Origin of the sequence: Pseudomonas sp. UBA6562 (assembly GCF_002434265.1) — a bacterium.
Lineage (GTDB): Bacteria > Pseudomonadota > Gammaproteobacteria > Pseudomonadales > Pseudomonadaceae > Aquipseudomonas.
Genome location: NZ_DJJS01000007.1, coordinates 119,095 through 142,805, shown reverse-complemented (window position 1 = coordinate 142,805; position 23,711 = coordinate 119,095). Strand labels below are relative to the sequence as shown.

At 63.3% G+C, this 23,711-nt stretch carries 12 protein-coding genes; 7 read left to right on the top strand and 5 right to left on the bottom strand.

The window, feature by feature from the left end:
• Positions 1-264: 264 nt before the first annotated feature.
• Positions 265-4,968, bottom strand: a complete 4,704-nt coding sequence (locus B4M43_RS12850) for a hypothetical protein (protein WP_296267632.1) — start codon at positions 4,966-4,968, stop codon at positions 265-267.
• A gap of 115 nt (positions 4,969-5,083) precedes the next feature.
• Positions 5,084-6,151 carry an ABC transporter substrate-binding protein gene (locus B4M43_RS12845; RefSeq protein ID WP_296267629.1) on the bottom strand — a complete coding sequence of 356 codons (1,068 nt, stop codon included), beginning with the start codon at positions 6,149-6,151 and terminating at the stop codon, positions 5,084-5,086.
• A 214-nt stretch (positions 6,152-6,365) separates the two neighbouring features.
• On the opposite strand from B4M43_RS12845, the gene B4M43_RS12840 reads away from it, so the two are divergent.
• Positions 6,366-8,018, top strand: a complete 1,653-nt coding sequence (locus B4M43_RS12840) for a nitrite/sulfite reductase (RefSeq protein ID WP_296267628.1) — start codon at positions 6,366-6,368, stop codon at positions 8,016-8,018.
• Complete coding sequence (locus tag B4M43_RS12835; protein ID WP_296267626.1) at positions 8,002-8,496, top strand: DUF934 domain-containing protein; 495 nt, start codon at positions 8,002-8,004, stop codon at positions 8,494-8,496. Before B4M43_RS12840 ends, B4M43_RS12835 begins: the two co-directional genes overlap by 17 nt.
• Positions 8,497-8,541: 45 nt before the next feature.
• Here the strand turns inward: B4M43_RS12835 and B4M43_RS12830 are convergent, their stop codons facing one another.
• Both B4M43_RS12830 and B4M43_RS12825 read right to left on the bottom strand, forming a co-directional pair.
• Positions 8,542-12,876, bottom strand: coding sequence for an NEL-type E3 ubiquitin ligase domain-containing protein (locus B4M43_RS12830; RefSeq protein WP_296267625.1), 4,335 nt, complete (start codon positions 12,874-12,876; stop codon positions 8,542-8,544).
• 205 nt (positions 12,877-13,081) lie between these two features.
• Positions 13,082-14,377: an OprD family porin gene (locus tag B4M43_RS12825; RefSeq protein WP_296267623.1), complete on the bottom strand. Its 1,296-nt coding sequence runs from the start codon at positions 14,375-14,377 to the stop codon at positions 13,082-13,084.
• A 353-nt stretch (positions 14,378-14,730) separates the two neighbouring features.
• On the opposite strand from B4M43_RS12825, the gene kdgD reads away from it, so the two are divergent.
• The 4 genes from kdgD to B4M43_RS12805 all read left to right on the top strand — a co-directional run bounded on the left by kdgD (position 14,731) and on the right by B4M43_RS12805 (position 20,348).
• Positions 14,731-15,642 (top strand): 5-dehydro-4-deoxyglucarate dehydratase, encoded by a 912-nt coding sequence (gene kdgD, locus B4M43_RS12820; RefSeq protein WP_296267621.1) that lies wholly within the window; start codon positions 14,731-14,733, stop codon positions 15,640-15,642.
• A 105-nt stretch (positions 15,643-15,747) separates the two neighbouring features.
• Positions 15,748-17,112 (top strand): MFS transporter, encoded by a 1,365-nt coding sequence (locus tag B4M43_RS12815; RefSeq protein ID WP_296267620.1) that lies wholly within the window; start codon positions 15,748-15,750, stop codon positions 17,110-17,112.
• A 77-nt stretch (positions 17,113-17,189) separates the two neighbouring features.
• The gene (gene garD / locus B4M43_RS12810) at positions 17,190-18,743 is read left to right on the top strand and encodes a galactarate dehydratase (protein WP_296267618.1); all 1,554 of its coding nucleotides are present in this window, start codon (positions 17,190-17,192) and stop codon (positions 18,741-18,743) included.
• Between the two features lie 24 nt (positions 18,744-18,767).
• A complete protein-coding gene (locus B4M43_RS12805; RefSeq protein WP_296267616.1) occupies positions 18,768-20,348 on the top strand; it encodes an aldehyde dehydrogenase (NADP(+)) in 1,581 nt (526 codons plus the stop codon).
• A gap of 82 nt (positions 20,349-20,430) precedes the next feature.
• Here B4M43_RS12805 and B4M43_RS12800 read toward each other — a convergent pair whose 3' ends face one another.
• Complete coding sequence (locus tag B4M43_RS12800) at positions 20,431-21,180, bottom strand: FadR/GntR family transcriptional regulator (protein WP_296267614.1); 750 nt, start codon at positions 21,178-21,180, stop codon at positions 20,431-20,433.
• Between the two features lie 315 nt (positions 21,181-21,495).
• Here B4M43_RS12800 and B4M43_RS12795 point away from each other — a divergent pair, with 315 nt between their 5' ends.
• Positions 21,496-23,529, top strand: a complete 2,034-nt coding sequence (locus B4M43_RS12795) for a TonB-dependent receptor domain-containing protein (RefSeq protein WP_296267612.1) — start codon at positions 21,496-21,498, stop codon at positions 23,527-23,529.
• Positions 23,530-23,711: the final 182 nt, after the last annotated feature.

Genomic DNA, 23,711 nt, shown 5'->3' with positions numbered 1-23,711 from the left:
CAGGCTGTTTGCATTTGACTGACGACGTTGACGGCGAGTCAGCTGTGGTTGGCCCAGTACGCCGCCGTGATGACGACCAGTACGATCAGACACAGGATCGCCCACGTATCGACACTGCCGTGGGACTTGCGGACCTTGGTTGGATTATCCATTGCATGGCCTCTTGTTAGCGGACGCGAATGTCCGTGGTTTTCAGAGTAAAGACCAGCAAAGCCCTTCCCTCAAGCAGGGTTTTTGCTGGCCGTCGGAAATGCCGTGGCGTGTTCAGCCATTGGGCAGGCCCGCATCGCGCGCCACAGCGTCACTCATGGCCAGCAGAAAACCATTGGTACGGTTTTCCAAGACGAACACGCGCAGCCCCAGTTCGATGAACGCACGCTCCTTGAAAGGCGAATAGGCGTTGATGATGATCACCCGCCCCCTGTTGCGCACGAACGGCATTGCATATTCATCGACCCTGTCCATGAACGTTATCTCGTCCAGGTGCAGATCGCTGAAATGCCCGCTGATGATCGCCAGATCGCCTAGATTGCTTTGCCCGCTGACGACCCGCAGCATCTCCCAGCCATTGCCCGTGGAAAACAGCGTCTGTCCCTGCTCGCCCTGGTGCAAGTAGCTCTGATAGTGCAGGCCAGCCAGGTTCGACAGCCCTTTTGCCAACAGCAGCACAACATTTCGCCCTTCCCTGACGATGGTGGACATCGGCATGTCGAGCCGACCGAGTTCGTTGATCTTCACAGGCGTGTTGTTGCGGGCGCTGTTGTTCTGGATGATGTAGAACGCTGCGGCAATGAACGCCCGGGCGCTGGCCTCGCCGTTGACCGGATCGGCCCTGAACGAGGAGTGCGCGGAAATTTCTATCTGGCCGTTGACCAGCGTGTATTGGGTTTCCACGGTCGAAAAGAAGTAATGGCGTATGTCCTCACGGAAGCGCTTGACCTCGGGCGAGTTCACGAAAGCCGTAGCGGCCTCGGCATCGGCAAAGGTGGCACGCAGGCTTTGAGGATCGAACGCCGGGGCATGGCGGGCCTGCCAGAACTCCACCAGGTCCTGCTTGATGGCCTCGATGTGCCGCTGCACCGCATCGGGCTGCTGCACGATCTCGCGCTGTGTCAACGTCACCAGCGGGTTGATGTCGTTAGCGAGAATCTGCCCCTGAAAACCGCATACCCTGATGAAGTTGGTGTAGCAACCCGAGCCCGACATCGGCTCGATGACCCGGGTGATTAACGGTCGCTCAGCCACTTTGGCGGTGACCAGTTGGGCAATCAGTGCGCCGTTCACATGCCTGAGTTCGGAAGCGACCTCGCCGGGCATATGGAAAAAAGGCAAGGCCGTGAGGTCGACCGGCAGCGCCCATTCTCGGTGGAACAGCTCGACCTTGGCCTTGATGTTGGTGCTGTCGGTAGGCGCCCTTATCGCTTCGGGCGCTTGTGCCAGCAGGCGCTTGAAATGCGCCTTGCGGCTGAACGGACGGACGAACGGATAGAACTGGTTGGCTGCTTTGTGCGGCCCTGTGTTGATGTTGATGAACTGCTCGTAGGTGGAGCCGGCTAGCCCAAGGGTATGGGGAAGCAACTGCGAACCGGGACGCGCCCATGGGCGCCAGAGTTCGGCTTCGTCATTGTCCATGCCACCGGGTAAGGTGCGCGCCAACTGCCACAACCCTGCTTCATCCTGGCGTAGCCATACCCCACCTCCGGTACCGGCGGGGCGCACCACCTCGAACTCCGAAGCTGAAGCTTCGGCGGGCTTGATCCGATAGAAGCGGGTCGGCTGCCCACGCAAGGCTATGTAGCTGGCACCTCCGGCACCGGCATTGGCAGCGCCTAGGGTGTCGTGATAGACACGCGCAAGAGGGTCCTGGCGGTAAAGCGCAGACAACCTGGCGAGCAAGGCAGCCCCCGCCACAGGGCCGGCGACCAGTTGCTCCAGCGCCGCCAACGGCTCCTGCAAGCGCCGCCACTCGCCATACTGGCGCACCAGCAGCGGGCCCTGTCCGGCCTTCGGCGATTGCGCGCGCCACGCTGCTCCCTCACGAACCACGGCGATCGCTCCCAACCCCCACTGCAACCACTGCGCACCCTCATGTTCGATCAGTCCGTTCTGCGCTGGGCGTTCTGGCAGCGCCTGCGCCTGCACGCAGGCAAGAAACTGCGCATCGGCCTGGATCGATACACCCAGCAAGTCCCCTTCGGCCAGCGCTCGTGCGTCGGGCAGTGGCAGGCGTTGCAACACCGCCTCGTTGAGCCCAAGCGCGTCGCCCAGGTTGATCGCCAGTGCATCGCGCGCCTTGTCGTCGAGCAAACGTAGCAACAGGTCGCTCAAAGGAACCGTACTGTCGGCGGCCGGAGCCAACACCTCGCGCTCGGCGGGCTCGCCGAGGTAGGAGTAGGCTCCGGACTGGCCTCGGCGCTGAAGCACCACGACCTGTGACGCCTCGGGATTACCCCAGACGCTAATGCTGTGCCTGCCGCCCTTGAGCTTGATGGCGATGGCCTCACCCAAGCCCCGCTCGGCCAGCAGGTTCATCAACCCTTGGAAGTAAAGCGTCTGCGCCTGCTGGGTCAGGGTTTGCCGACCTGCAGATCCAGGTGCGCCAGCCAACGCCGCAAGGTCGGCCTGGCGCCTGGCCTTGGCCAGATTGGGCAAGCTGTCGGGCTCTGGCACGCGCTGTTCGCATTCCTGGCTGACACTGCGGGTATCGGCGCCGCGCAAGCTGCCGCGCGGGGGTTCGTCGGAACCGTCCACCCTGACGGCCAGCAAGCGCCCTTCGTCGATCGGGACGCTGGCACGCAAGCGATGGCCATGGTGCAGCGCTCGCGCCAAATGGTAAGGCCCCTGCCCTTCGCGCAATTGCGCCGCAATGGCGTGGCGCAGATCGATGGCCAGACGCGGTCGGTTGGCCGCAGCCTCAGTGGGGTAGCGATAAGCGTGAACATGCAGGAACAGCGAGTCGATCGCGATCTGCGGGCTTTCGTCGGTCGACGGTGCGTATTGCCAGCGGCCATGACGGATCAACCGCGCTTGCGCCACTTGCCCTTCCGGCGTCTCGAATTCGCGCAGTGGCGCACCGCTTCGGTCGTGTACGGCGATGCGCATTCGCAGCGACGAAGCCAGACAGGCCACCACCACCCACTCCACCGGTTCGGGCAAGTGTGTGTATTGCTCGGTTGCCAGCAACGTCAAGGTCTGCTCGCCCCAGAGTCGATTGCGCACTTCGCCGACTGCGGCCACCAGTGCCATGTCCATGGCTGCCTTACCTTGGTGCATGGCCTTCAAGGCCCGGAGTTCGACATTGGCACGATCCAGTGCTTGCTGTAGCAACGCATCGTTCAAACCCGCCAATGAGACCGGCAACAGAGGACGTAATGGATGGGGCGCTGGCACCGACGAAGTCGGGTCGGGATCGGGCAGGCGGCCGCGCGCAAACTGCCGCGAAAGCGTGTCGATCCGTGCCTTTAGAAGCCTCCCGGCCTTCCTCGATGCTTGCATCTCGAGCACGGTTTCGAAAAAGTCCACCAATGTCGCACCTGCCTCGGCCCAGCGTGCCTGCACCAGATCGAGCGGCAGGTCCACGGCCAACTGCTTGGCGAACAGGGCCTTGAACAGCAGGGCTCTGCCCGGAAAACGCACGTGCCCCGGTACGGGGATGAGCAGAACGTCCAATACCATGCTCAGCCATTGGGCACCTATCCGCTGGACGTGGGCCAGGCTGCTGTCCTGATTGGCGATGAAGCGCTCCTTGACCCGCCGCACCAACCAGGTGACGTGCGCATCTGCCCAGGCCTGGGCGACCGATCGGCGATGCAGCGGATAGGGCGCGGTCAGCCGCACGCCATGGGCTCGACGCTCGTAGGCTTCGCGGCTGGCGTACACACCGCCCGGTGCCCAGTACGCTTGCGCAGGATACTGGTTGGCGGCGGGCAACGGCTGTGGCATCCGCGCAGCCACTGCATCCCGCGCCGCAGGCGACAACAGCCACCACGCCCACCCTTCGCGCTGGGCGCGCCCCTCCCACAAATCCTCGCGCAGGGCTGCGCCGAAGACTTCCATGGCTGTCATGCCGGCCGCCGAATCGGCGGCGAACAGTCGGGCTTCTGGATAGGTATCGGCCATGACATACACCTGTCCGGCCACCTTCATTGCGAAAGCCGGCAAATCATGCCCTTCGATACGCAGTTGGAAGTGAAGCGTCGCGCCCTCCCCGCGTGGCTGCATGAATGCAACGTCGAAGGCGGCAGGCAGCGACAGGCCTGCCGCCGCTTTAATGTGCAGGTACTGCTCGAGGTCGATCCGTTTCGCTTTCAGTGCATGCAGCAACGCCAGCTCGAAACGTGCATCGCCTTCGCGGCGCACCGCTTCCCTGGTTCGACTGTCCGCCGCCCATGCATCGCACTGCCGAGCGATGGACTGGCCAATGTCGAGTTCGCGCCCCAACTCGACCACCTCACCGACACCCAAGGGCTGCCCGTCGCGGCCAGTCAGTGGCGCACCGTCTATGGTCAGCCAACTCTGGGCGACGAATTCGATGGCGTCGCGCGTTAGGCGTGGCGCTGCCAACTGGATCGGCGTGCCACGTGCCAACCAGTCCCATAGCCGCCCGCTGGTGGCCGCCGCCTGTGGCCGGGCGGTATGCAGGCGCACGTCATCGAGCGCCAGCGCTCTGCCCACTCTGGCGGACAAGGCGTCGGCAATCCGATCCCGAGTCGCCTGCACGATGGCGCCAAGCGCTTCGACGCTGGCGCCAGGTGTCTGGTAAAGCAGCGTCATACGCGCCCGCAACGCCGGGTCAAGGCCACCGTAGAATGATTCGATCGCCGCCTGGGCCTGCTGCACCAGCGCAGCGGCGCGTTGCTCGTCGGCGGTCATCAGCAGAGGTTCGAGGCCTTCGAGGTACAGCGCGACCTGCTCGTCGGGTTCGATCTGAAGCGGGTTGATATCGTCAATGTCAGGTAATGGGCTCATGGTCGGCTCCTGAAAAAGGAAGCCGCGATCAGAGCAAACGTCACCTGTCGGCAAAGGCTACTTAATGCTCAACCTGTTTTATAAGCGCATGCGTGCACCTCTGCAGATCGACGGACTATGGCGAGGGGGTTTCCAGAAAGAGATAGCGGTAGTCTACAGGACGCCCTGCTGCGCTCATGTGCCGCAGATCGACACCCAGATCCTGGCGTTTGAGGGTGTCCAGCCACTGCCGCGCCCCGTCCTGACCGATCAGGTGCAGTGCCGACACCTTGTGTTCGTGCAGGCCGTCGCGGTTTATCGGCAAGCCCAGCGCATCGTCGTGCAGCATTACCATCGCCCAACCGCCCACTGTGAAGTGCCCGCCCATCAACACGCTCAAACGTCCGTCGATGCGCGCCTGCAAAGCTTCGGGCGAGGCGTTGACCGCGCTGAACAGCACATCGCGCCCTGGCACACGCCCGGCCTCCTCGAAGGCTCGCATCGCCCCGAAGGCCATCTCCTCGTTGGCGCACCACACCAAGCGCAGCTTGGGGTAGCGCTGCACCAGCACTTGGGCCTGTTCATAAGCGCGCTGTCGGCTCCAGCCGCCGTACACCACTTGGCGCAGCCTCACTTGCGGGAAGTCAGCCAAAGCTCGGCGCATACCCTCTTCACGCAGCTGCGAAGCGGGCGTGTTCTTCACTGCCGCGAACGCCACTAGGTCGATCGGGCCGTCTCCAGCAGGCAACTGCTCAAGCAACGCGTGCAACATCTTGAATCCGGCCTGCTCGTCGTTGACCGTCAAGGTGCCGAGCACTGGCGCATAGGTGTGGGGTTGGGTGTCGATACTGTGCATCTGGGCGCCGGTCAGCGCGTTATTGACGATGAACACCTTGACGCCGCTGCCTTGAGCCAAGCGCAGAATCTGTGGGGCTACGTATTGCTCGTTGACCATGACCAGATAATCGGGCTTGTCGAGGGCTTTCAACGCTCGCCGCGCCTGATCCAGAATGAGCGCGGGCTGACTCTGACCGTATTCGACGCGCAATTGCATGCCGAGATCGTCGGCTGCGGCCTGCATAAACGAGGCATAGCGGGACCAGAAGTCTTCCTGGCGATAGCCTGGGTTGAGAAACACCACAGAAGTGGCCTGGGCGGTGAACGGCAGCGCCAAGCAAAGCCACAGGCCAAGGGCCTTGAACATCGGGATGGGTTCCTGCTGGAGCAAACATCCGAGTATAAACAGGTATAGGTCGCACATAAACGAACACGGCTTGGCTATTAGGCCAAGCGGTTATTTGCATATGCAAAAACATCACTTTAGCGCATAAACGCAACCTGCTATCTTCCCCCGGCTCCGAGACGGAGTGCGCGGCCGTGCGCGCGAATAGCTGCCTGCAGCCTGAGACAGGACTTATATGTACGTATATGACGAGTACGATCAGCGAATCATCGAGGACCGCGTCAAGCAGTTCCGCGATCAGACCCGCCGTTATCTGGCCGGTGAGCTGAGCGAAGAAGAATTCCGCCCTCTGCGCCTGCAGAATGGCCTGTACATCCAACGTTTTGCGCCGATGCTGCGCGTCGCTGTGCCCTACGGCCAGCTGAACGCCACCCAGGTCCGCACCCTGGCCAAGATCGCGCGCGACTACGACAAGGGCTACGCCCACATCAGCACCCGGCAGAACGTGCAGTACAACTGGCCGGCGCTCGAAGACATCCCGGACATCCTGGCCGAGCTGGCCACCGTGCAGATGCACGCGATCCAGACCAGCGGCAACTGCCTGCGCAACACCACCACCGACCAATTCGCGGGCGTCGCGGCCGACGAGCTCGTCGATCCGCGGCCCTGGTGTGAAATCGTCCGCCAGTGGACCACCTTCCACCCCGAATTCGCCTACCTGCCGCGCAAGTTCAAGATCGCCATCAACGGCTCGAAGGACGACCGCGCCGCCATCGAAGTGCACGACATCGGCCTGGAGCCGGTGCGCAACGACGCCGGCGAACTGGGCTTCCGCGTGCTGGTCGGTGGCGGCTTGGGCCGTACCCCGGTGGTCGGCTCGTTCATCAACGAGTTCCTGCCCTGGCAAGACCTGATCAGCTACCTCGACGCCATCCTGCGCGTGTACAACCGTTACGGTCGCCGTGACAACAAGTACAAGGCGCGGATCAAGATCCTGGTCAAGGCCCTGACCCCAGAGGTGTTCGCCGAGAAGGTCGAAGCGGAAATGGTCCACCTGCGCGGTGGCAGCAGCACCTTGACCGAGGCCGAAGTCGAGCGCGTATCGCGCCACTTCGTCGACCCGGACTACAAGGCGTTGGAAAACGTCGACTTCACCGCCCTCGAACAGGACTTCCCAGGTTTCGCCCGCTGGCGTGCGCGCAACACCCGCGCGCACAAGCGTCCGGGCTATGTCGCGGTGACGCTCTCGCTCAAACCCACCGGTGTCGCCCCGGGCGACCTGACCGACAAGCAGCTCGACGCCGTGGCGGACTTGGCCGAGCGCTACAGCTTCGGCTTCCTGCGCACCTCCCACGAGCAGAACATCATTCTGGCCGACGTCGAGCAGCGCCAACTGCATACGTTGTGGCAGGAACTGCGCGAAGGCGGCTTTGCCACGCCGAACATCGGACTGCTCACCGACATCATCTGCTGCCCGGGCGGCGACTACTGCTCGCTGGCCAACGCCAAATCGATCCCGATCGCCGAATCGATCCAGCGCCGCTTCGACGACCTGGACTACCTGTTCGACATCGGCGAGCTGGACTTGAACATTTCGGGCTGCATGAACGCCTGCGGTCACCACCATGTCGGCCATATCGGCATTCTCGGCGTGGACAAGAAGGGCGAAGAGTTCTACCAGGTTTCGCTCGGCGGCAATGCCTCGCGCGACGCCAGCCTGGGCAAGATCCTCGGCCCCTCCTTCGCCCAGGAGCAGATGGCGGAAGTGATCGGCAAGCTGATCGACGTGTACGTGGAAAAACGCACCGAAGACGAGCGCTTCATCGATACCTACCAGCGGATCGGCATCGACCCATTCAAGGAGCGCGTCTATGCAGCGAATCATTAAGAACGGCCAGATCATCGACGAAACCTGGCACTTGCTGCCCAAGGACACTTCGTTCGACGAACTGACCAACTGCGACGACTACATCGTGCCGCTGCAGATGTGGCGCGATCATGGCCATGCCCTCAAGGCCCGCGATGGTGGTCTGGGCGTATGGCTGGACGCCGACGAAGAAGCCGAGGAAATCGGCGAAGACGTCGCGCAGTTCCAGGTCATCGCCCTGAACTTCCCGGCGTTCACTGACGGGCGCAACTACTCCAATGCGCGCCTGCTGCGCGATCGCTACCAGTTCAAAGGTGAACTGCGCGCCATTGGCGATGTGCTGCGTGACCAGTTGTTCTACATGGCGCGCTGCGGGTTCGATGCATTCGCGGTCCGTGCCGACAAGGATCCTGAGGACGCCCTCGCGGGGCTGAAGGACTTCTCGGTTACCTACCAGGCCGCAACCGACGAGCCGCTACCGTTGTTCCGCCGTCGTTGATGCCATCCTGGGGCCCCCGAAGGCCCCAGGACGCCTGCTTGCACCTCAGTGCGGTGCCGATTCGACCTCTTGGAGCGTTAGCCTCAACAGCAGCGCTTGCTCTGCCCGCTGGCGCTCAGCCGCCAGTTGCTCGACCTTGTCCAAGTAAGCCTGCTCGCCGAACAGCGTAATCCAGCCCTCCAGACCTTCGAGCCGCACATGGAACGGTGCGTTCATCTCTTCGATCAGGTGCTCGAAGCGCTGGCGCAGATGGTCTATCCAGAAATCACGCTGTACCAGCGATTGCGCGATCGCTTGACCGGTTTCGGCGGCCAAAATGGTCGTGCGTGCAAGGTTGATATCAGCGGCGGTGACCGGGCTGTATGAGCCGAAGTACATGTAATCTGGCTGCTCGGGCAACCCAAGCGGCCCAGACAAGTAGACGCGATACGACATGATGACTTCGATGTCGTCCACCGGAGGCGCCGAGGGCCTACTGCGCAGGACTTCGATATGACCTGCGGCCAATCGGTCCACCTCATCAAGTCGATAGAGCGAGCGTCCCAGCTTCAGCAACCTCTGTGTAGCCAACGCGCCAGTTTGACCCTGCGTACATTCGGCCACGAGCACGCCCACCTCGAGCTGGCTCAGCACAAGCAACTCACGATCGGAACAGGTGCGCGGGCCGGCAGCTTGTTGGAACAAGGCTTCTCTGACCTGACTGTCGCGCTCGCAGGCGCGCAGGATTCGCCAGATGCGCGCGCGGAACCGTTTCGGGCGCTGCAGGTACTCGTTGGAATAAGTCAGATCGGCAAAAAAACGCAGCAAATCACCACTACCTGGCTCAGCCTCCAACCTGTTCCAGATAGCCTGGTGCTCGGCACGCTCCACGCCGCTCATCTCGCCCAGCCAATGATCGCGCGCCATGGTGTCGACCCGCATATGGGTGTGGGCAATGTCCCGCGCCTGGGAAGTGGCCTGCCCCACCTGCGTGGACTGATTGATCTGGTCCATGCTCGTACTTTCGAGCGGATTATCGTGCAGGGACAGACGTCGCAGGAAAAACTCAGACCACGAAGATTGTAAGCGCCCGATGGCGTTGTCGCGCAGATCGACGTTCTCGACGAAGGGTCGTTGCCGCACCCAGTCCGGCATCTGCGCAGTCAAGGTATCGCGCAACGACACGTCGCGCAGCTGGCGCAACGCGGACAGGTTAGGCACGGCACGCAGTGGATTGCCGTCCAGTTCAAGCCGGTTGAGATGGGCCAACGCTGCAATACGCTGATCGCTCTGGGCATCCCAGACGATTCGGTTGTGTCCCAGCCGCAGCTGTCTCAGGTGCACCAACGTTTCGATGCTCTCGGGCAGGCGCGCCAGCTGGTTATGGCGTATATCGAGCAGCCGCAGGTTTGGGAAACGACTCAGGAACGAGGCAGGTAACTGGGTCAGCGCCATGTCGCGTAATACCAGTTCCTGCACATGCTCGAATTCGACGCTTTCCGGCAGCGAAGGCAACTGGCCAACACGTTCGCCTTCAATGATCAGCCGTGTACCGTCGGGGCCTCTACGCTTGCGGCGCCAGCAGCGCCGAAGACGTGAAGCCACTTCACGCCGTCGAAGTGATTGAAGCAACGTGCCTGGCTCGGCCTGCCAGGCTTCGAGAGCGGCCCTCAAGGTCGCCAGTTGCTGGTGCAGTCCGTGCAGGTAGTTCCAGGGATCGATGCCGCGCGCGCGCAGGTCGCTGAGCAAGGCTTCGACGTCCGATGCAGAGAAGGTCGGGTAGAGCTGAAGCAGGCCACGGCTGAACGCTTGCTGGCTGCTTTCGCCCCGCCCACTCAGCGGATACCCCATGCGACCATCACCGAGTCGCGACGGCGGTCTGAACCCCTGGCGCTCGGTCGTCATGCCAAGGATACGCGCTGCGTCGCCACGCGATCGGTTCGCCTGCTCGACGAGGCGCTCGCCCAGCGCCGGGGCGACCAGGTCTGCCTGACCGAGCAGTAATTTCTGCAAGCCGTCCAGCCTCAGCAGGAGCGCTTCGGTCAGCGTGTCCTCCCGATGGCTGCCTGGGATGAGGGCGCCCAAGGCGTCCACGCAACGATACTGGCCCTGCTGGCTGACTATCACGCTTGCCTGGGCGTCGGCCGCTGCGGTCGAGTGGGCAAGCAGAGGGCCCTGCGGGGTGTCCTGACGAATCTCTATGCGCACATTTTCCGGCCAGGGGGCTACCGCTTCGACAAGGCCCAAAGCGAGCTTTTCCGTATCGCGTCCGGCCACCCGAACGTGCATCAATCCCGCACACGCCCGGTCCAGCCGGGCATCGTGCAGCGCCCAGCGCGCTTGCTGGGCCAGCGCCAACGGCACGCGCTGCTCATCCGTCAAGCGTTGCACCTGGGCCTGGTTGGCGCATTCGACCAGCTCGTTGGCACACCGTGGCGTCAGGCCTGGAAAGTCGCGCCTCAGCACCTGCGCAGCAGGCTGTACGGGCGGCTGACCCGTGGCGACCTGCGCCTCGAACGCCTCGCCTCGTAGGCCGGGAAATCGCAGGTGTACGTCGTACCGTTGCAGAGCATCACGCAATCGCGCCGGAGCAGACGCGACTTCCAGGTGCAGGTTTCGTAGCTGATCCTCGGTCATGCCGGTGGCACGCAGCGCAAAGCGCGCCGCCTCGTCACTGGTCTGAGCGGCCTCCCTGTCGAGCCGGCGCACCAGTTCGCCAACATTGTCCCAGTACTGAGGCTGCTCCAGCGCATGCCACCACCCGCCCGTTTCGTTGCGCTCGACCACGGGCGAGTAGGCCGCTTCGCGCCCTGGGTGCACGACCCGCCAGTGAGCGTGCTCATGGGCGCGCTCAAGGCGCAGCCTGCCCGCCTGGGTATCGACATGACGCACAGTGGGCGATGACGTCCCCTCTGCAAGCCCTTGGCTGGCATAGCCTGGCAAGGTCGGGTCGAGCAGGCGCAACGTACCTGACGAGCCTACGACCGGCGCCAGACCGTCCACGAAGAGTGTACGCTGGGCCAGGCTCAACACAGCGACAGGCGCGCCTGCCACCAGGGCATTGCCCGCAATGCCCTCGGCCACGTTGAACAGATGTGCGAGGGCCGCCTCACGATCTCCCAGCTGCCAATCCTCGTAGCCCTCGTACACCTCATGGGCCAACTGCAGAGCGGCGACGCCGAGCATCGCCACGCCCAGCCCAGGTACGAACAGACTGACCAGCCCGAGCAGATCGAGCCCGGCGTTGACATAGCCTTCCAGTCGAGCGGCACGGGCCTTACGGTTTTCCTCGTCCGTCGGCACGGCCAGCACCTTGGCGTCGGCCAGGAGACCTTCGACTTGGCGCAGGCGCAAATGAGCGAACACGTCGCCATCGATCGGCGCGTGCCGACCATCGATCTCCATGGGGGTGCTAGCGCTTCCCTCACTCAAGTGGCGCGCCAGTGCTTGGCTGAACGCCAGTTGATCGGCCCTGGCCAGCAGCTGCGTGAAGAACGCCGCATACCCAGGCGCCGCGAAACGCCCGGCCAAGGCGATCGAAAGCGCGCGCCAAGAAGCGTGCATGGACACCCTGGCGATCGGATCGCCGGGAATCCAGGCGATGATCGCTTCGAGGTTGGCATCCGGCGCAGCGTCGACCCGCACTTCGATAGCCAGCACGCCGTTCACCCGTTTGCCCAATACGCGTACCTCGTGGGCCTTCAACACATGCGCATCGGGTGGTACCACAGGCCCAGGCGCGGCAAGCGCCAACAGACGGCGGTAGTTGTCCTGGTCCAGACCGCCGCGCAGGCGAGCCAGGCAGGCGTCCGCGACGAGCGTCGTGCGAAAGGCTTCCTGTAGCGTACGCTCGACGGTGTCGCGCGTGTCGTCCTCGGGTCTTAGCACCGCCTTGATCCGACGCTGGTACTGCCCACCGATGTCCAGTGTTCGACATAACTGGGCGAAGCGCTCGGGCGGCAAGGCAATGGGCTCATGGACGGCGTCGACGATTTGCGTCGCGGACGAGAAAGCTGCCGCCTGCGTCTCGCTGGGATCGAAGTTATGCAGGGCCGCCGCCAACAGACTCTGTCGACTGGTGTGACGCCTGTAGGTCTGCGCTATCCCGAGGCTGGCGCTGGCCTCTGGCAGGTACGCCACCAGATCCAGTTGGGCGGTACGCACATCCAGCCGACACGCGAGTTCACGCTCCAATACGGGAGACAGCAAGGCCTCGCCGAACACTGGCAACGCGGGAATGGCATCGAGCACGTGCCGAGCCTGGGCATGGGCGCGCTGCTGCGCAAGCAAGTACCTGCACAGGGTCGCGCGCTGCTCAGGCAGGGCCGTTCGAAACCACAAGGGCAATCGATGCGCAATCAGCGTGTCGATGCTAGTGGTCGGGGCAAAATGGTCGGACATGGCGAAGCCTCTCGTATGGGGGAAAGGCCAAGTCTGAGCAACGTGCTTCTCGCACACTCGCTAGGTATGTCTAGGGATTTACATAGCCATCGCCACCGCATGGGCAGCGCCGAGGATACTGATGAAACCTAAAGGTATCGCCGGCGCCAGGGCCGGCCCATCGCAATCCAATCGGTGCTGCGCCGCTCAGGCGCAGCACGTTTTTTCAGAACACGTCGATGGGGTATTCGACGATCACCCGAACCTGATCCGCCGACCCACTGGACTTGCCGTTGCCGATGCGATGGGTGGCCTGTCGCACCTTGAGCGAGAGGTCCTTGGCCGGCCCGCTCTGCACCACGTAACGCACCGTCAGGTCGCGCTCCCAGTGGTCTTCGCTGTCGGCGTAGTAGTCGTACACGCTGCCTGCGGCGACCTTGCTGCCATCGACACCCGTGCCGCGGATGTAGCGGGCCTGGAACGTCAACCCCGGTACCCCATACAACGACATGTCGAGGTCGTAGAATGCGCCCCAGGAACGCTCGTTGGGGCCGTTGAAGTCGACCAGTTGCGAGGAGTTGGCCAGGTAGATCGAGTCATGGTAGGTGCCCGGTCCCATCCCCAGGTAATCGAACGGCTGGTCGCCATCGATACGCTGGTGGGTCAGCTTGAAGGTATGCGCCCCTTGGGTATAGGCCACTGCCATGGACCAGGCGGTGACATCGATCTTGCCCGCCAGTTGGCGTCCATCGTCATCGGTGCGATACAGGTTGAAATCGAAGCTCAGGCTCTGGGTATCGCTCAGCGGCAGCGCGTACAGCGAATTCACGTAGGTCTGGCGCCAGATGTCTTCGTAGCGCGAGGTGTACAGGCTCAGGCTCAGGCGATCGTTGACCGCATAGGTACCGCCCAGGAAGTCGACGGTGCTGGTACCCACGCCTGCGTAGGCGGCGTAGAAATCGTCGTCGCTGTTGGTGCTGTTGAAGTCCTTGGCGGCGGTCAGGTGCGCCGCTTCCAGGTTCAGGCCCTCCAACTCGGCACTGGTCAGCCAGAAGCCTGTGGCGGTCGCGGGCAGCAGACGGGTATCGGCTGGGGCGAACACTGGGTTGTACGGGCGCAGGTTGTTGCCATAGCGCAGTTCGGTGGCAGACACCCGCAGCTTGACGGCCCCGCCGCCCGAGCCGGCCGCGTCTTTGGCGCCATCGCCGTCCGGTACCAACACCCCCGCCCCGGCACGCCCGCGACCACCGTCGAGCTTGAACGCCGAATAACCACTGACGTCCAGACCCAGCCCCACGGTTCCTGTGGTGAAACCGGAGGTGTAGTCGAAGCGCAAGCCCTGCCCCCACTCACGTTGATCGCCGCCCTTGCCTTTGGTGTCGTGATCCCAATACAGGTTGCGCGCCAACACCTTCAGGTGACTGTCTTCGATGAAACCCTGCTCCTGCGCATCCTGGGCCATGGCCCATGGCGCGGCGCTTACGGTGGCCAGCGCCATCAGGCTCCTTGCGGTAATCAACATGCTCGACTCTCGATAATGGTGTATCTGCAACAAAACAGATGGAAAAGGTAGCCGGCTAGCTTACGGAACGTGTCTAGCCTGCGCCAGGCAATCGATCGTCAGGTCGCAGGGAGTACGGGCGAGCCCTTGCTCGCCCAGGGCCTCGTCACCGGGTCATGGACGACGTATCGAGAGACGCAAACGGCGTGGAAAGGTTAAAGTCATCGTACGACTAGTATAGAGATTTGATTCTTAGCGACCCTTATTTCCAAAAAACCGTAAAAAACCCCTAGCCACCTTTTAGGTTGTACGATAACTTACCTTTAGATCGCAGCGACACCCTTCACCCCAAGCGCCACAGGATGCTTACAACAATGAATCCACAAGAACTGAAATCCATCCTCTCTCACGGCCTGCTGTCTTTCCCGGTCACCGACTTCGATGCTCAAGGCGACTTCCACCAGGCGGGTTACATCAAACGCCTGGAGTGGCTGGCCCCCTACGGCGCCAGCGCCCTGTTCGCCGCAGGCGGCACCGGTGAGTTCTTCTCTCTGGCCGCCAGCGAGTACAGCCAGGTGATCAAGACCGCCGTCGACACCTGCGCCACGTCGGTACCGATCCTCGCCGGCGTCGGCGGTGCCACGCGCCAGGCCATCGAGTACGCGCAGGAAGCCGAGCGCCTGGGCGCCAAAGGCTTGCTGCTGCTGCCGCACTACCTGACCGAAGCCAGTCAGGACGGTGTCGCCGCCCATGTCGAGGCCGTGTGCAAATCGGTGAAGATCGGTGTGGTGGTGTACAACCGCAACGTCTGCCGCCTCAATGCCGACCTGCTGGAGCACCTGGCCGAGCGCTGCCCCAACCTGATCGGCTACAAGGACGGCCTGGGCGACATCGAGCTGATGGTGTCGATCCGTCGCCGTCTGGGAGAGCGCTTCAGCTACCTGGGCGGCCTGCCGACCGCGGAAGTCTATGCCGCGGCTTATAAAGCGCTGGGCGTACCGGTGTACTCTTCGGCCGTCTTCAACTTCGTGCCGAAAACGGCCATGGACTTCTACAACGCCATCGCCCGTGACGACCATGCCGCCGTCGGCAAGCTGATCGACGATTTCTTCCTGCCGTACCTGGACATTCGCAACCGTAAAGCCGGCTACGCCGTGAGCATCGTCAAGGCCGGGGCGAAGATCGCCGGTTACGACGCTGGCCCTGTTCGTACGCCACTCACCGACCTCACTGCCGACGAGTACGAAATGCTCGCCGCGCTGATGGACAAGATGGGTCCGCAGTAAGCACAGCCTGCGGCCTGCCAAAAGCCGCACGCCGGAGTGGGTTCGCCTCGCTCCGGCCACAACTCATGAGCCCGCACAAAAATAACTAGTGGGAGTACGACCAGCATGCAAGCGACTCAAAAGACGCATGTGCGCTACCTGATCCTGTTCATGCTGTTCCTCGTGACCACGATCAACTATGCCGACCGCGCCACCATCGCCATCGCAGGTTCGAGCCTGCAAAAAGACCTCGGCATCGATGCCGTGACCCTCGGCTACATCTTCTCAGCATTCGGCTGGGCTTATGTCGCCGGGCAAATCCCTGGCGGCTGGCTGCTCGACCGTTTCGGCTCCAAGAACGTCTATGCCGTCAGCATTTTCACCTGGTCACTGTTCACGTTGCTGCAGGGCTTCGTCGGCGGCATGCCGGTGGCCTGGGCAGTGGTGACCTTGTTCACCCTGCGCTTTCTGGTGGGCTTTGCCGAAGCGCCTTCGTTCCCCGGCAATGCGCGCATCGTCGCGGCCTGGTTCCCGACCCAGGAACGTGGCACCGCCTCGGCCATCTTCAACTCCGCACAGTATTTCGCCACCGCGCTGTTCGCACCGATCATGGGCTGGATCGTGTTCAGCTTCGGCTGGGAGCACGTGTTCGTGGTCATGGGCGCATTGGGCATCGTGTTCTCGCTGGTGTGGCTGAAAACCATCTACAACCCCAAGCAGCATCCCCGTATCAGCCAAGCCGAACTCGAACACATCGAGCAGAACGGCGGGCTGGTGGACATGGACCAGAAGCGTGGCAACGACGGCCCGAAATGGGGCTACATCAAGCAACTGCTGACCAGCCGCATGCTGCTGGGCGTGTACCTGGGCCAGTACTGCATCAACGCCATCACCTACTTCTTCCTCACCTGGTTCCCGGTGTACCTGGTGCAGGAACGCGGCATGACCATCCTCAAGGCCGGCTTCATCGCCTCCTTGCCGGCGATCTGCGGCTTCATCGGCGGCGTGCTCGGCGGGGTCATCTCGGATTGGCTGCTGCGTCGCGGCAACTCGCTGACCTTCTCGCGCAAGCTGCCGATCGTCTGCGGTCTGCTGCTGTCGACCACCATGGTGTTCTGCAACTATGTCGACGCCGAATGGATGGTGGTCGGCTTCATGACCTTGGCCTTCTTCGGCAAGGGCATCGGCGCGCTGGGCTGGGCGGTGGTGGCCGACACCTCGCCGAAACAGATCGCCGGGCTGTCGGGCGGCCTGTTCAACACCTTCGGCAACATCGCCTCGATCACCACGCCGATCGTCATCGGCTACATCATCAGCGCCACCGGCTCGTTCAAGTGGGCCTTGGTGTACGTGGGGGCCAACGCGCTGGTGGCGGTGTTCAGCTACCTGGTGATCGTCGGCCCGATCAAGCGTATCGAGCTGCGCGACGATGCGCCGAAATCACCGACCGAGCCTGCCGCCAGCAGTGAATTGGCCAGCTCGCGTCCCTGAGCGAACACGCCCGTGGCGGTCGATCCGCTGCGGGCGGATGGATAAGAAAGCCTGAGAACCTGACAAATAGGCCTGATATGCAGCTGATCGAACATTCCGACTCGCCTCACTACGTCCGCCTGCACGAGGACGACAATGTCGTGGTCGTCGTCAACGACGGCGGCCTGGGCGAAGGCGCCCGTTTCGCCGACGGCCTGACCCTGGTCGAAAGCGTGCCGCAGAGCCATAAGGTTGCTACCGTGGCCATCGCCAAGGGCGAACCAATACGCCGTTACGGGCAAATCATCGGGCACGCGCTGGAAGACCTGCGCCAAGGCAGCTGGGTGCAGGAAAGCCAACTGGCCATGCCGGCCGCTCCCGAACTGGACAGCCTGCCGCGCTGCGATGCCGTGCCGCAACCGCTGCCGCCGCTGGAGGGCTTCACCTTCGAAGGCTACCGCAACGCCGACGGCACCGTCGGCACGCGCAACATCCTCGGCATCACCACCACGGTGCAGTGTGTGACCGGTGTGCTGGAGCATGCGGTGAAGCGCATCCGCAGCGAACTGCTGCCCCGGTACCCCCACGTCGATGACGTGGTCGCCCTCACCCACAGCTACGGCTGCGGCGTGGCGATCAATGCGCGCGACGCCTACATCCCTATCCGCACCGTGCGCAACCTGGCGCGCAACCCCAACCTGGGCGGTGAGGCACTGGTGATCAGCCTGGGTTGCGAAAAGCTCCAGGCCGGCCAGGTCATGCACGACAACGACCCGTCCGTGGACCTCAGCGAGCCGTGGCTCTACCGCCTGCAAGACGCCAGCCTGGGCTTCGTGGAAATGATCGAGCAGATCATGGCGCTGGCCGAAACCCGCCTGAAAAAGCTCGACCAGCGCCGCCGCGAAACCGTGCCGGCCAGCGAGCTGATTCTGGGCATGCAGTGCGGCGGCAGCGACGCCTTCTCAGGCATCACCGCCAATCCGGCGCTGGGTTATGCCGCCGACCTCCTGGTGCGTGCCGGCGCCACCGTGCTGTTCTCGGAGGTCACAGAGGTGCGCGACGCCATCTACATGCTCACCTCGCGCGCCGAGAACCAGAACGTCGCCGATGCGCTGGTGCGCGAAATGGACTGGTACGACCGTTACCTGCAGCAAGGCGCCGCCGACCGCAGCGCCAACACTACCCCGGGCAACAAGAAAGGCGGCCTGTCGAACATCGTGGAAAAGTCCCTCGGTTCGATCGTCAAGTCCGGCAGCGGCGCCATCCAGGGTGTACTGGGGCCAGGCGAGCGGGTCACGCGCAAGGGCCTGATCTTCTGCGCGACGCCTGCCAGCGACTTCGTCTGCGGCACGCTGCAACTGGCCGCGGGAATGAACCTGCATGTGTTCACTACCGGTCGTGGCACGCCCTACGGCCTGGCCATGGCGCCGGTGGTCAAGGTCTGTACGCGGACCGAACTGGCGCAGCGCTGGCCGGACCTCATCGACATCGACGCCGGACGCATCGCCAGCGGTCGCTCGAGCATCGAGGAACTGGGCTGGGAGCTGTTCCACTACTACCTGGACGTCGCCAGCGGCCGCAAGCAGACCTGGGCCGAACAGCACCGTTTGCACAACGACATCACTTTGTTCAATCCGGCACCGATCACCTGATTACCCACCCCCTAGGAGCCCCACATGCCAGAGATCCTCGGCCACAATTTCATCGCCGGCCAGCGCAGCGCCGCTGGCGAACAACGCTTGCAGAGCCTGGACGCCACTACCGGTGAGGCCCTGCCCTACAGCTTCGCCCAGGCCACCGAGGCCGAAGTCGACCAGGCCGCCAAGGCAGCCGCCGCCGCGTTCGTCGAATTCCGCAACCTGAAACCAGCACGACGCGCCGAATTCCTCGACGCCATCGCCGCCGAACTGGACGAACTGGACGACGCGTTCGTCGCCATCGTCTGCCGCGAGACCGCGTTGCCGGCCGGGCGCATTCAGGGCGAGCGTGGCCGTACCAGCGGCCAGATGCGCCTGTTCGCCCAAGTGCTGCGCCGTGGCGATTTCCTCGGTGCGCGCATCGACCAGGCCCTACCCGAGCGCCAACCGCTGCCACGCGTGGACCTGCGCCAGATGCGCATCGGCGTCGGCCCTGTGGCCGTGTTCGGCGCCAGCAACTTCCCCCTCGCCTTCTCCACTGCCGGCGGCGACACGGCCGCAGCGCTGGCCGCCGGTTGCCCGGTGGTGTTCAAGGCGCACAGCGGGCACATGGCGACGGCGGATCTGGTTGGCTGCGCGATCCAGCGGGCTGCCGAGCGCACTGGCATGCCCAAAGGCGTGTTCAACATGGTGTACGGCGCTGGCGTCGGCGAGCCGCTGGTCAAGCATCCGGCCATCCAGGCCGTCGGCTTCACCGGCTCGCTCAAAGGCGGCGACGCGCTGTGCCGCATGGCCGCCGAACGGCCGCAGCCGATCCCGGTGTTCGCCGAGATGTCGAGCATCAACCCGGTGATCGTTCTGCCCGGTGCCCTGGCCAAGCGTGGCGAAGCCATCGCCCGTGAGTTGGCTGGCTCCGTCTGCCTGGGTGCCGGCCAGTTCTGCACCAACCCGGGTTTGCTGATCGGCTTGCAGTCGCCGCAGTACACCCAGTTGCTCAGCGAGCTCGGCCAGCATCTGGACCAACAGGCTGGGCAGACCCTGCTCAACGCGGGCGGCCTGCGCAGCTATGTCGGCGGCGTAGAGCACCTGCATGCCCACGCGGGTATCGAACACCTGGCAGGCCAGGCCCAAGCAGGCAATCAGGCCCGCGCTCAGCTGTTCAAGGCCGACGCCCAGCTGCTGGTGGACGCCGACCCCCTGTTGCAAGAGGAAGTGTTCGGCCCCACCACCGTGGCCGTCGAAGTGCAGGACCAGGCGCAGTTGCGCGACGCCCTGCTGGGCCTGCGCGGCCAACTGACTGCGACGCTGATCGGCGAGCCCGAGGACTTCGAAGCCTTCGCCTGGCTGGTGCCGCTGCTGGAGGAGAAGGTCGGGCGCATCCTGGTCAACGGCTATCCGACCGGCGTGGAGGTCTGCGATGCGATGGTCCATGGCGGACCTTACCCGGCCACCTCGGATGCGCGCGGCACCTCGGTCGGTACGCTGGCCATCGACCGCTTCCTGCGCCCGGTGTGCTACCAGAACTACCCGCAGGCGTTGCTGCCGGCGGCGCTGCGTGACAGCAACCCGTTGGGGCTGCGTCGACTGGTCGACGGGCAGTGGAGCGAAGGCGCGCTTTAAGCGTCCTGAAACCACAAAGCCCCGCCTATGCGGGGCTTTGCTTTATGGGTGTCCCTTGGAAACACTACAAGTGCAACCGCCCTCACCCCTTCTGGGCTTCAGCCTCTTCGTGCACCTGGCGCAGGCGCTCGCGGCTGTTGCTCAAGTGCATGCGCATGGCCATCTTCGCCCCTTCGCCGTCGCGCCGGGCAATGGCTTCGTAGATCGCTTCATGCTCGTGCCTGAGCCGACTCATGTAGTGGGCTTGGTCATCCTGCGCCAATCGCGCCGAATTCACCCGCGTGCGCGGGATGATGCTGGTACCCAGATGGTCGAGGATATCGGCGAAGTAGTGATTGCCACTGGCCTGGGCGATGCGCAGGTGGAACTGGAAATCCGCCGACACCGCGTCGGTGGCATGCGCCGCGCCTTCGTTGAGCTCGTCCAGCGCCGCGCGCATGCCGGCCAAGGCTTCGTCGCTACGGCGCTGCGCCGCCAGCCCCGCCGATTCGACTTCCAGAGCGATACGCAGCTCCAACACCGCCAGCACTTCGCGCAGGGTCACCACGGTCGCCGGATCGATGCGAAAACCGGCCGTCGTTCCAGCGTTCAGCACGAAGGTACCGATGCCATGGCGCGTCTCCACCTGCCCGGCCGCCTGCAGCCGGGAAATCGCCTCGCGCACTACGGTACGGCTGACACCCTCCTCGACCATGATCTGTGACTCAGTCGGCAGCTTGTCGCCGCGCTTGAGCTGGCCGCTGCGGATGCGTTCGGTCAGTACCGTGACCAGTTCCTGAGCCAGGCTGCGTGGCTTGCGCCGGGCCTTGGCCTGTACCTGTTGCTCTGTCATGCCCTGTGTGTCACCTGGAGAAGTTGCCACCATAATAGCGCAAGCAGTTGTACGATCACATGAGCTGGCATAACGGTGCGTGCGAATTCGGCACTGGCCAGGGGGCAGATTGTCGGGGCAGCCAGCTTTGAATTCGCTGAGCGCCAGCGGATGGGGCCGGCAGGCAAAGGCTTTGAAGCCGGCGTCCATCAGGAAAGGCTACCTATTACAAAGAAATGTCTGACGAGCAGTACAACCCGATACTACATACGAAAGATTCCCATTTTCATTAATGTCCAGTCCGATTTTTCGACTTGATCAAGGACTGGTTTCCCCATGAAGCATCCCGCCCTTCCCCTGAACCTGCTTACGGCAGCTTTGCTCGCCTCGCCTCTTTTACAAGCCGCGCAGATGGAGGAGCCTTCGAAAGGCAATGCCACCGAACTGGAGGCCTCGTTCGTCACTGCCAGCGGCACCGGCACGGACGTACGCGACGCGCCTGCCAGCGTCAGCGTCATCACCCGCGAGGAGATCGAGCGTCAACCGGTCTATGACCTGGGCACTTTGTTGCGTCGTCTTCCAGGCGTCACCGGCGGCTTCAGCCCGGTAGGCGAGCAGTCGAAGATCAAGCTGCGCGGCCTGGACGACCAGTACACGGTGATCCTGGTCGATGGCAGACGCGTCGGCAATTCGGCCGACACGCACTACCGTCGCGACCTGGCACGCCAGGACCTGAACTGGATCTCCCCGAACATGATCGAGCGTATCGAAGTGACGCGCGGGCCGATGTCTTCGCGGTACGGCGCGGACGCCATGGGCGGGGTGATCAACATCATCACGCGCAAAGTCGCGCGAACCTGGGACGGCTCGCTGAGCGTCAACACCACCATCCCGCAGCATTCGGACCGCGGGCAGACCGAGCAGACCGGTTTCAACCTGTCGGGACCGCTCACCGATACCGTCGGCCTGCGCTTGGGCGCCAACAGCACGCGTCGGGCCAGCGACGAAGCGCCGCCTCGAGTGGACAGTCAAGGTGCCACGCTGCGCAACGATGGCGCAGGAGGTGCCAAGGACCAGCACCTGAACGCCTTGCTGGATTGGCGCGTCACCGACGCGCACAGCGTGTCGTTGGAAGTGGTCAAAGGCGTGGAACGCTCCTGGGGATCCAAGGTATCCGGGTCGCAGGTGAACGCGTTCGGTGCCGGGCATCTGACCCGCGACAGTGTCATCGCTTCCTATCAAGGAGACCTAGGTTTCGGCACCGCCCAACTCGATGCCTACGTGAACCGGTTCGAGAACCGCGTCAATAAGGAAAAAGCCAACGCCGAAGAGAAGATCATCGACGCTCACTTGGACGTGCCGTTCGAATGGGCACTCCAGCAGCGCATGACCTTGGGTGGCCAGTGGAAGCGCGATGCGCTGACCAACACGCGAACGCTGGGTGCCTTACCCATCGACCTCGAAGGCAGGCCCATCACCGGTTCGCAAGCGCAGGGCCAGTACTGGGCCGCCTTTGTCGAAGACGAGCTCTTCTTGCTCGACAACCTGTCCTTGAACCTGGGCAACCGCTTCGACCACAGCCAGCGCGATGGTAACCACAACAGCCCGCGCGCCTACCTGGTCTATCACCCCCACCCCGACTGGACCCTGCGCAGCGGCATTGCCAAGGGCTATCGTGCGCCCAGCATCAAGGAAACCAGCGCAGGCGCGGCCACCCGCTCAGGCGGCAATGGCTGCACTTCGTTGCGGCCGCTGGGTTACGTGTCCGGTGGCTGCTGGATGGCAGGCAATCCCGATCTGCGGCCGGAGACCAGTCTTAGCAAGGAAGTTGGTATCGCTTACGACAACAACGGCTGGGAAGCAGGCCTGACCTACTTCCACACCGATTTCAAAGACAAGATCGAATACAAACCGCTGGGCTGGCACCAAGGCTACTGGTGGACTCAATTGACGAACGTCGAGCAGGCACGCACGCGCGGTTGGGAAGGCACATTGCGAGTCCCGCTCATAGCCGACCGCGTCACTTGGCGCAGCAATGCCACCTATATGTTGGAAAACCGCAACCTTGTCACCGGCGAAGCGCTGATCAGCTCACCGAAGCTGTCGCTATTCGGCGCCTTCGAATGGCGAATCGACCCTGGCCTGACCACCGAACTGTCAGCACAACATGTCGGCAAACAGCGGGGTACCGCCAATCACTTTGTGGCGCCCTACACCACCTACGACCTTACTGCCCAATGGGCCGCGACCAAATGGTTGAAGGTCAATGCCGGTGTGCAGAATCTGTTCGACGAGCAGCCGCGACAAAGCGCGACCCGATTTTATGTGCCGGGCCGGGCCTATTTTATGGGGGTGACGAGTTATTTCTAGGAACACGACGGGAGCAAAGAGCGCTGCCGGTGGCTGGTGCGCCCAACCTCGAACATAGCTGTTGCAAGGACATACACTTAAATGCCAAGAGTACGTTGGACGCATCTTGCTGGTCATGAACCCAGGCTAGCTTCACCAGATACCGCACCCCAGAATATGCGCGAATCAAGATTAAACGGATC

Excerpts from the sequence above, each read along its gene's own strand:
- B4M43_RS12850 (WP_296267632.1), bottom strand. The coding sequence starts at position 4,968 with ATGAGCCCATTACCTGACATTGACGATATCAACCCGCTTCAGATCGAA.
- B4M43_RS12845 (WP_296267629.1), bottom strand. The coding sequence starts at position 6,151 with ATGTTCAAGGCCCTTGGCCTGTGGCTTTGCTTGGCGCTGCCGTTCACC.
- B4M43_RS12840 (WP_296267628.1), top strand. The coding sequence starts at position 6,366 with ATGTACGTATATGACGAGTACGATCAGCGAATCATCGAGGACCGCGTC.
- B4M43_RS12835 (WP_296267626.1), top strand. The coding sequence starts at position 8,002 with ATGCAGCGAATCATTAAGAACGGCCAGATCATCGACGAAACCTGGCAC.
- B4M43_RS12830 (WP_296267625.1), bottom strand. The coding sequence starts at position 12,876 with ATGTCCGACCATTTTGCCCCGACCACTAGCATCGACACGCTGATTGCG.
- B4M43_RS12825 (WP_296267623.1), bottom strand. The coding sequence starts at position 14,377 with ATGTTGATTACCGCAAGGAGCCTGATGGCGCTGGCCACCGTAAGCGCC.
- kdgD (WP_296267621.1), top strand. The coding sequence starts at position 14,731 with ATGAATCCACAAGAACTGAAATCCATCCTCTCTCACGGCCTGCTGTCT.
- B4M43_RS12815 (WP_296267620.1), top strand. The coding sequence starts at position 15,748 with ATGCAAGCGACTCAAAAGACGCATGTGCGCTACCTGATCCTGTTCATG.
- garD (WP_296267618.1), top strand. The coding sequence starts at position 17,190 with ATGCAGCTGATCGAACATTCCGACTCGCCTCACTACGTCCGCCTGCAC.
- B4M43_RS12805 (WP_296267616.1), top strand. The coding sequence starts at position 18,768 with ATGCCAGAGATCCTCGGCCACAATTTCATCGCCGGCCAGCGCAGCGCC.
- B4M43_RS12800 (WP_296267614.1), bottom strand. The coding sequence starts at position 21,180 with ATGACAGAGCAACAGGTACAGGCCAAGGCCCGGCGCAAGCCACGCAGC.
- B4M43_RS12795 (WP_296267612.1), top strand. The coding sequence starts at position 21,496 with ATGAAGCATCCCGCCCTTCCCCTGAACCTGCTTACGGCAGCTTTGCTC.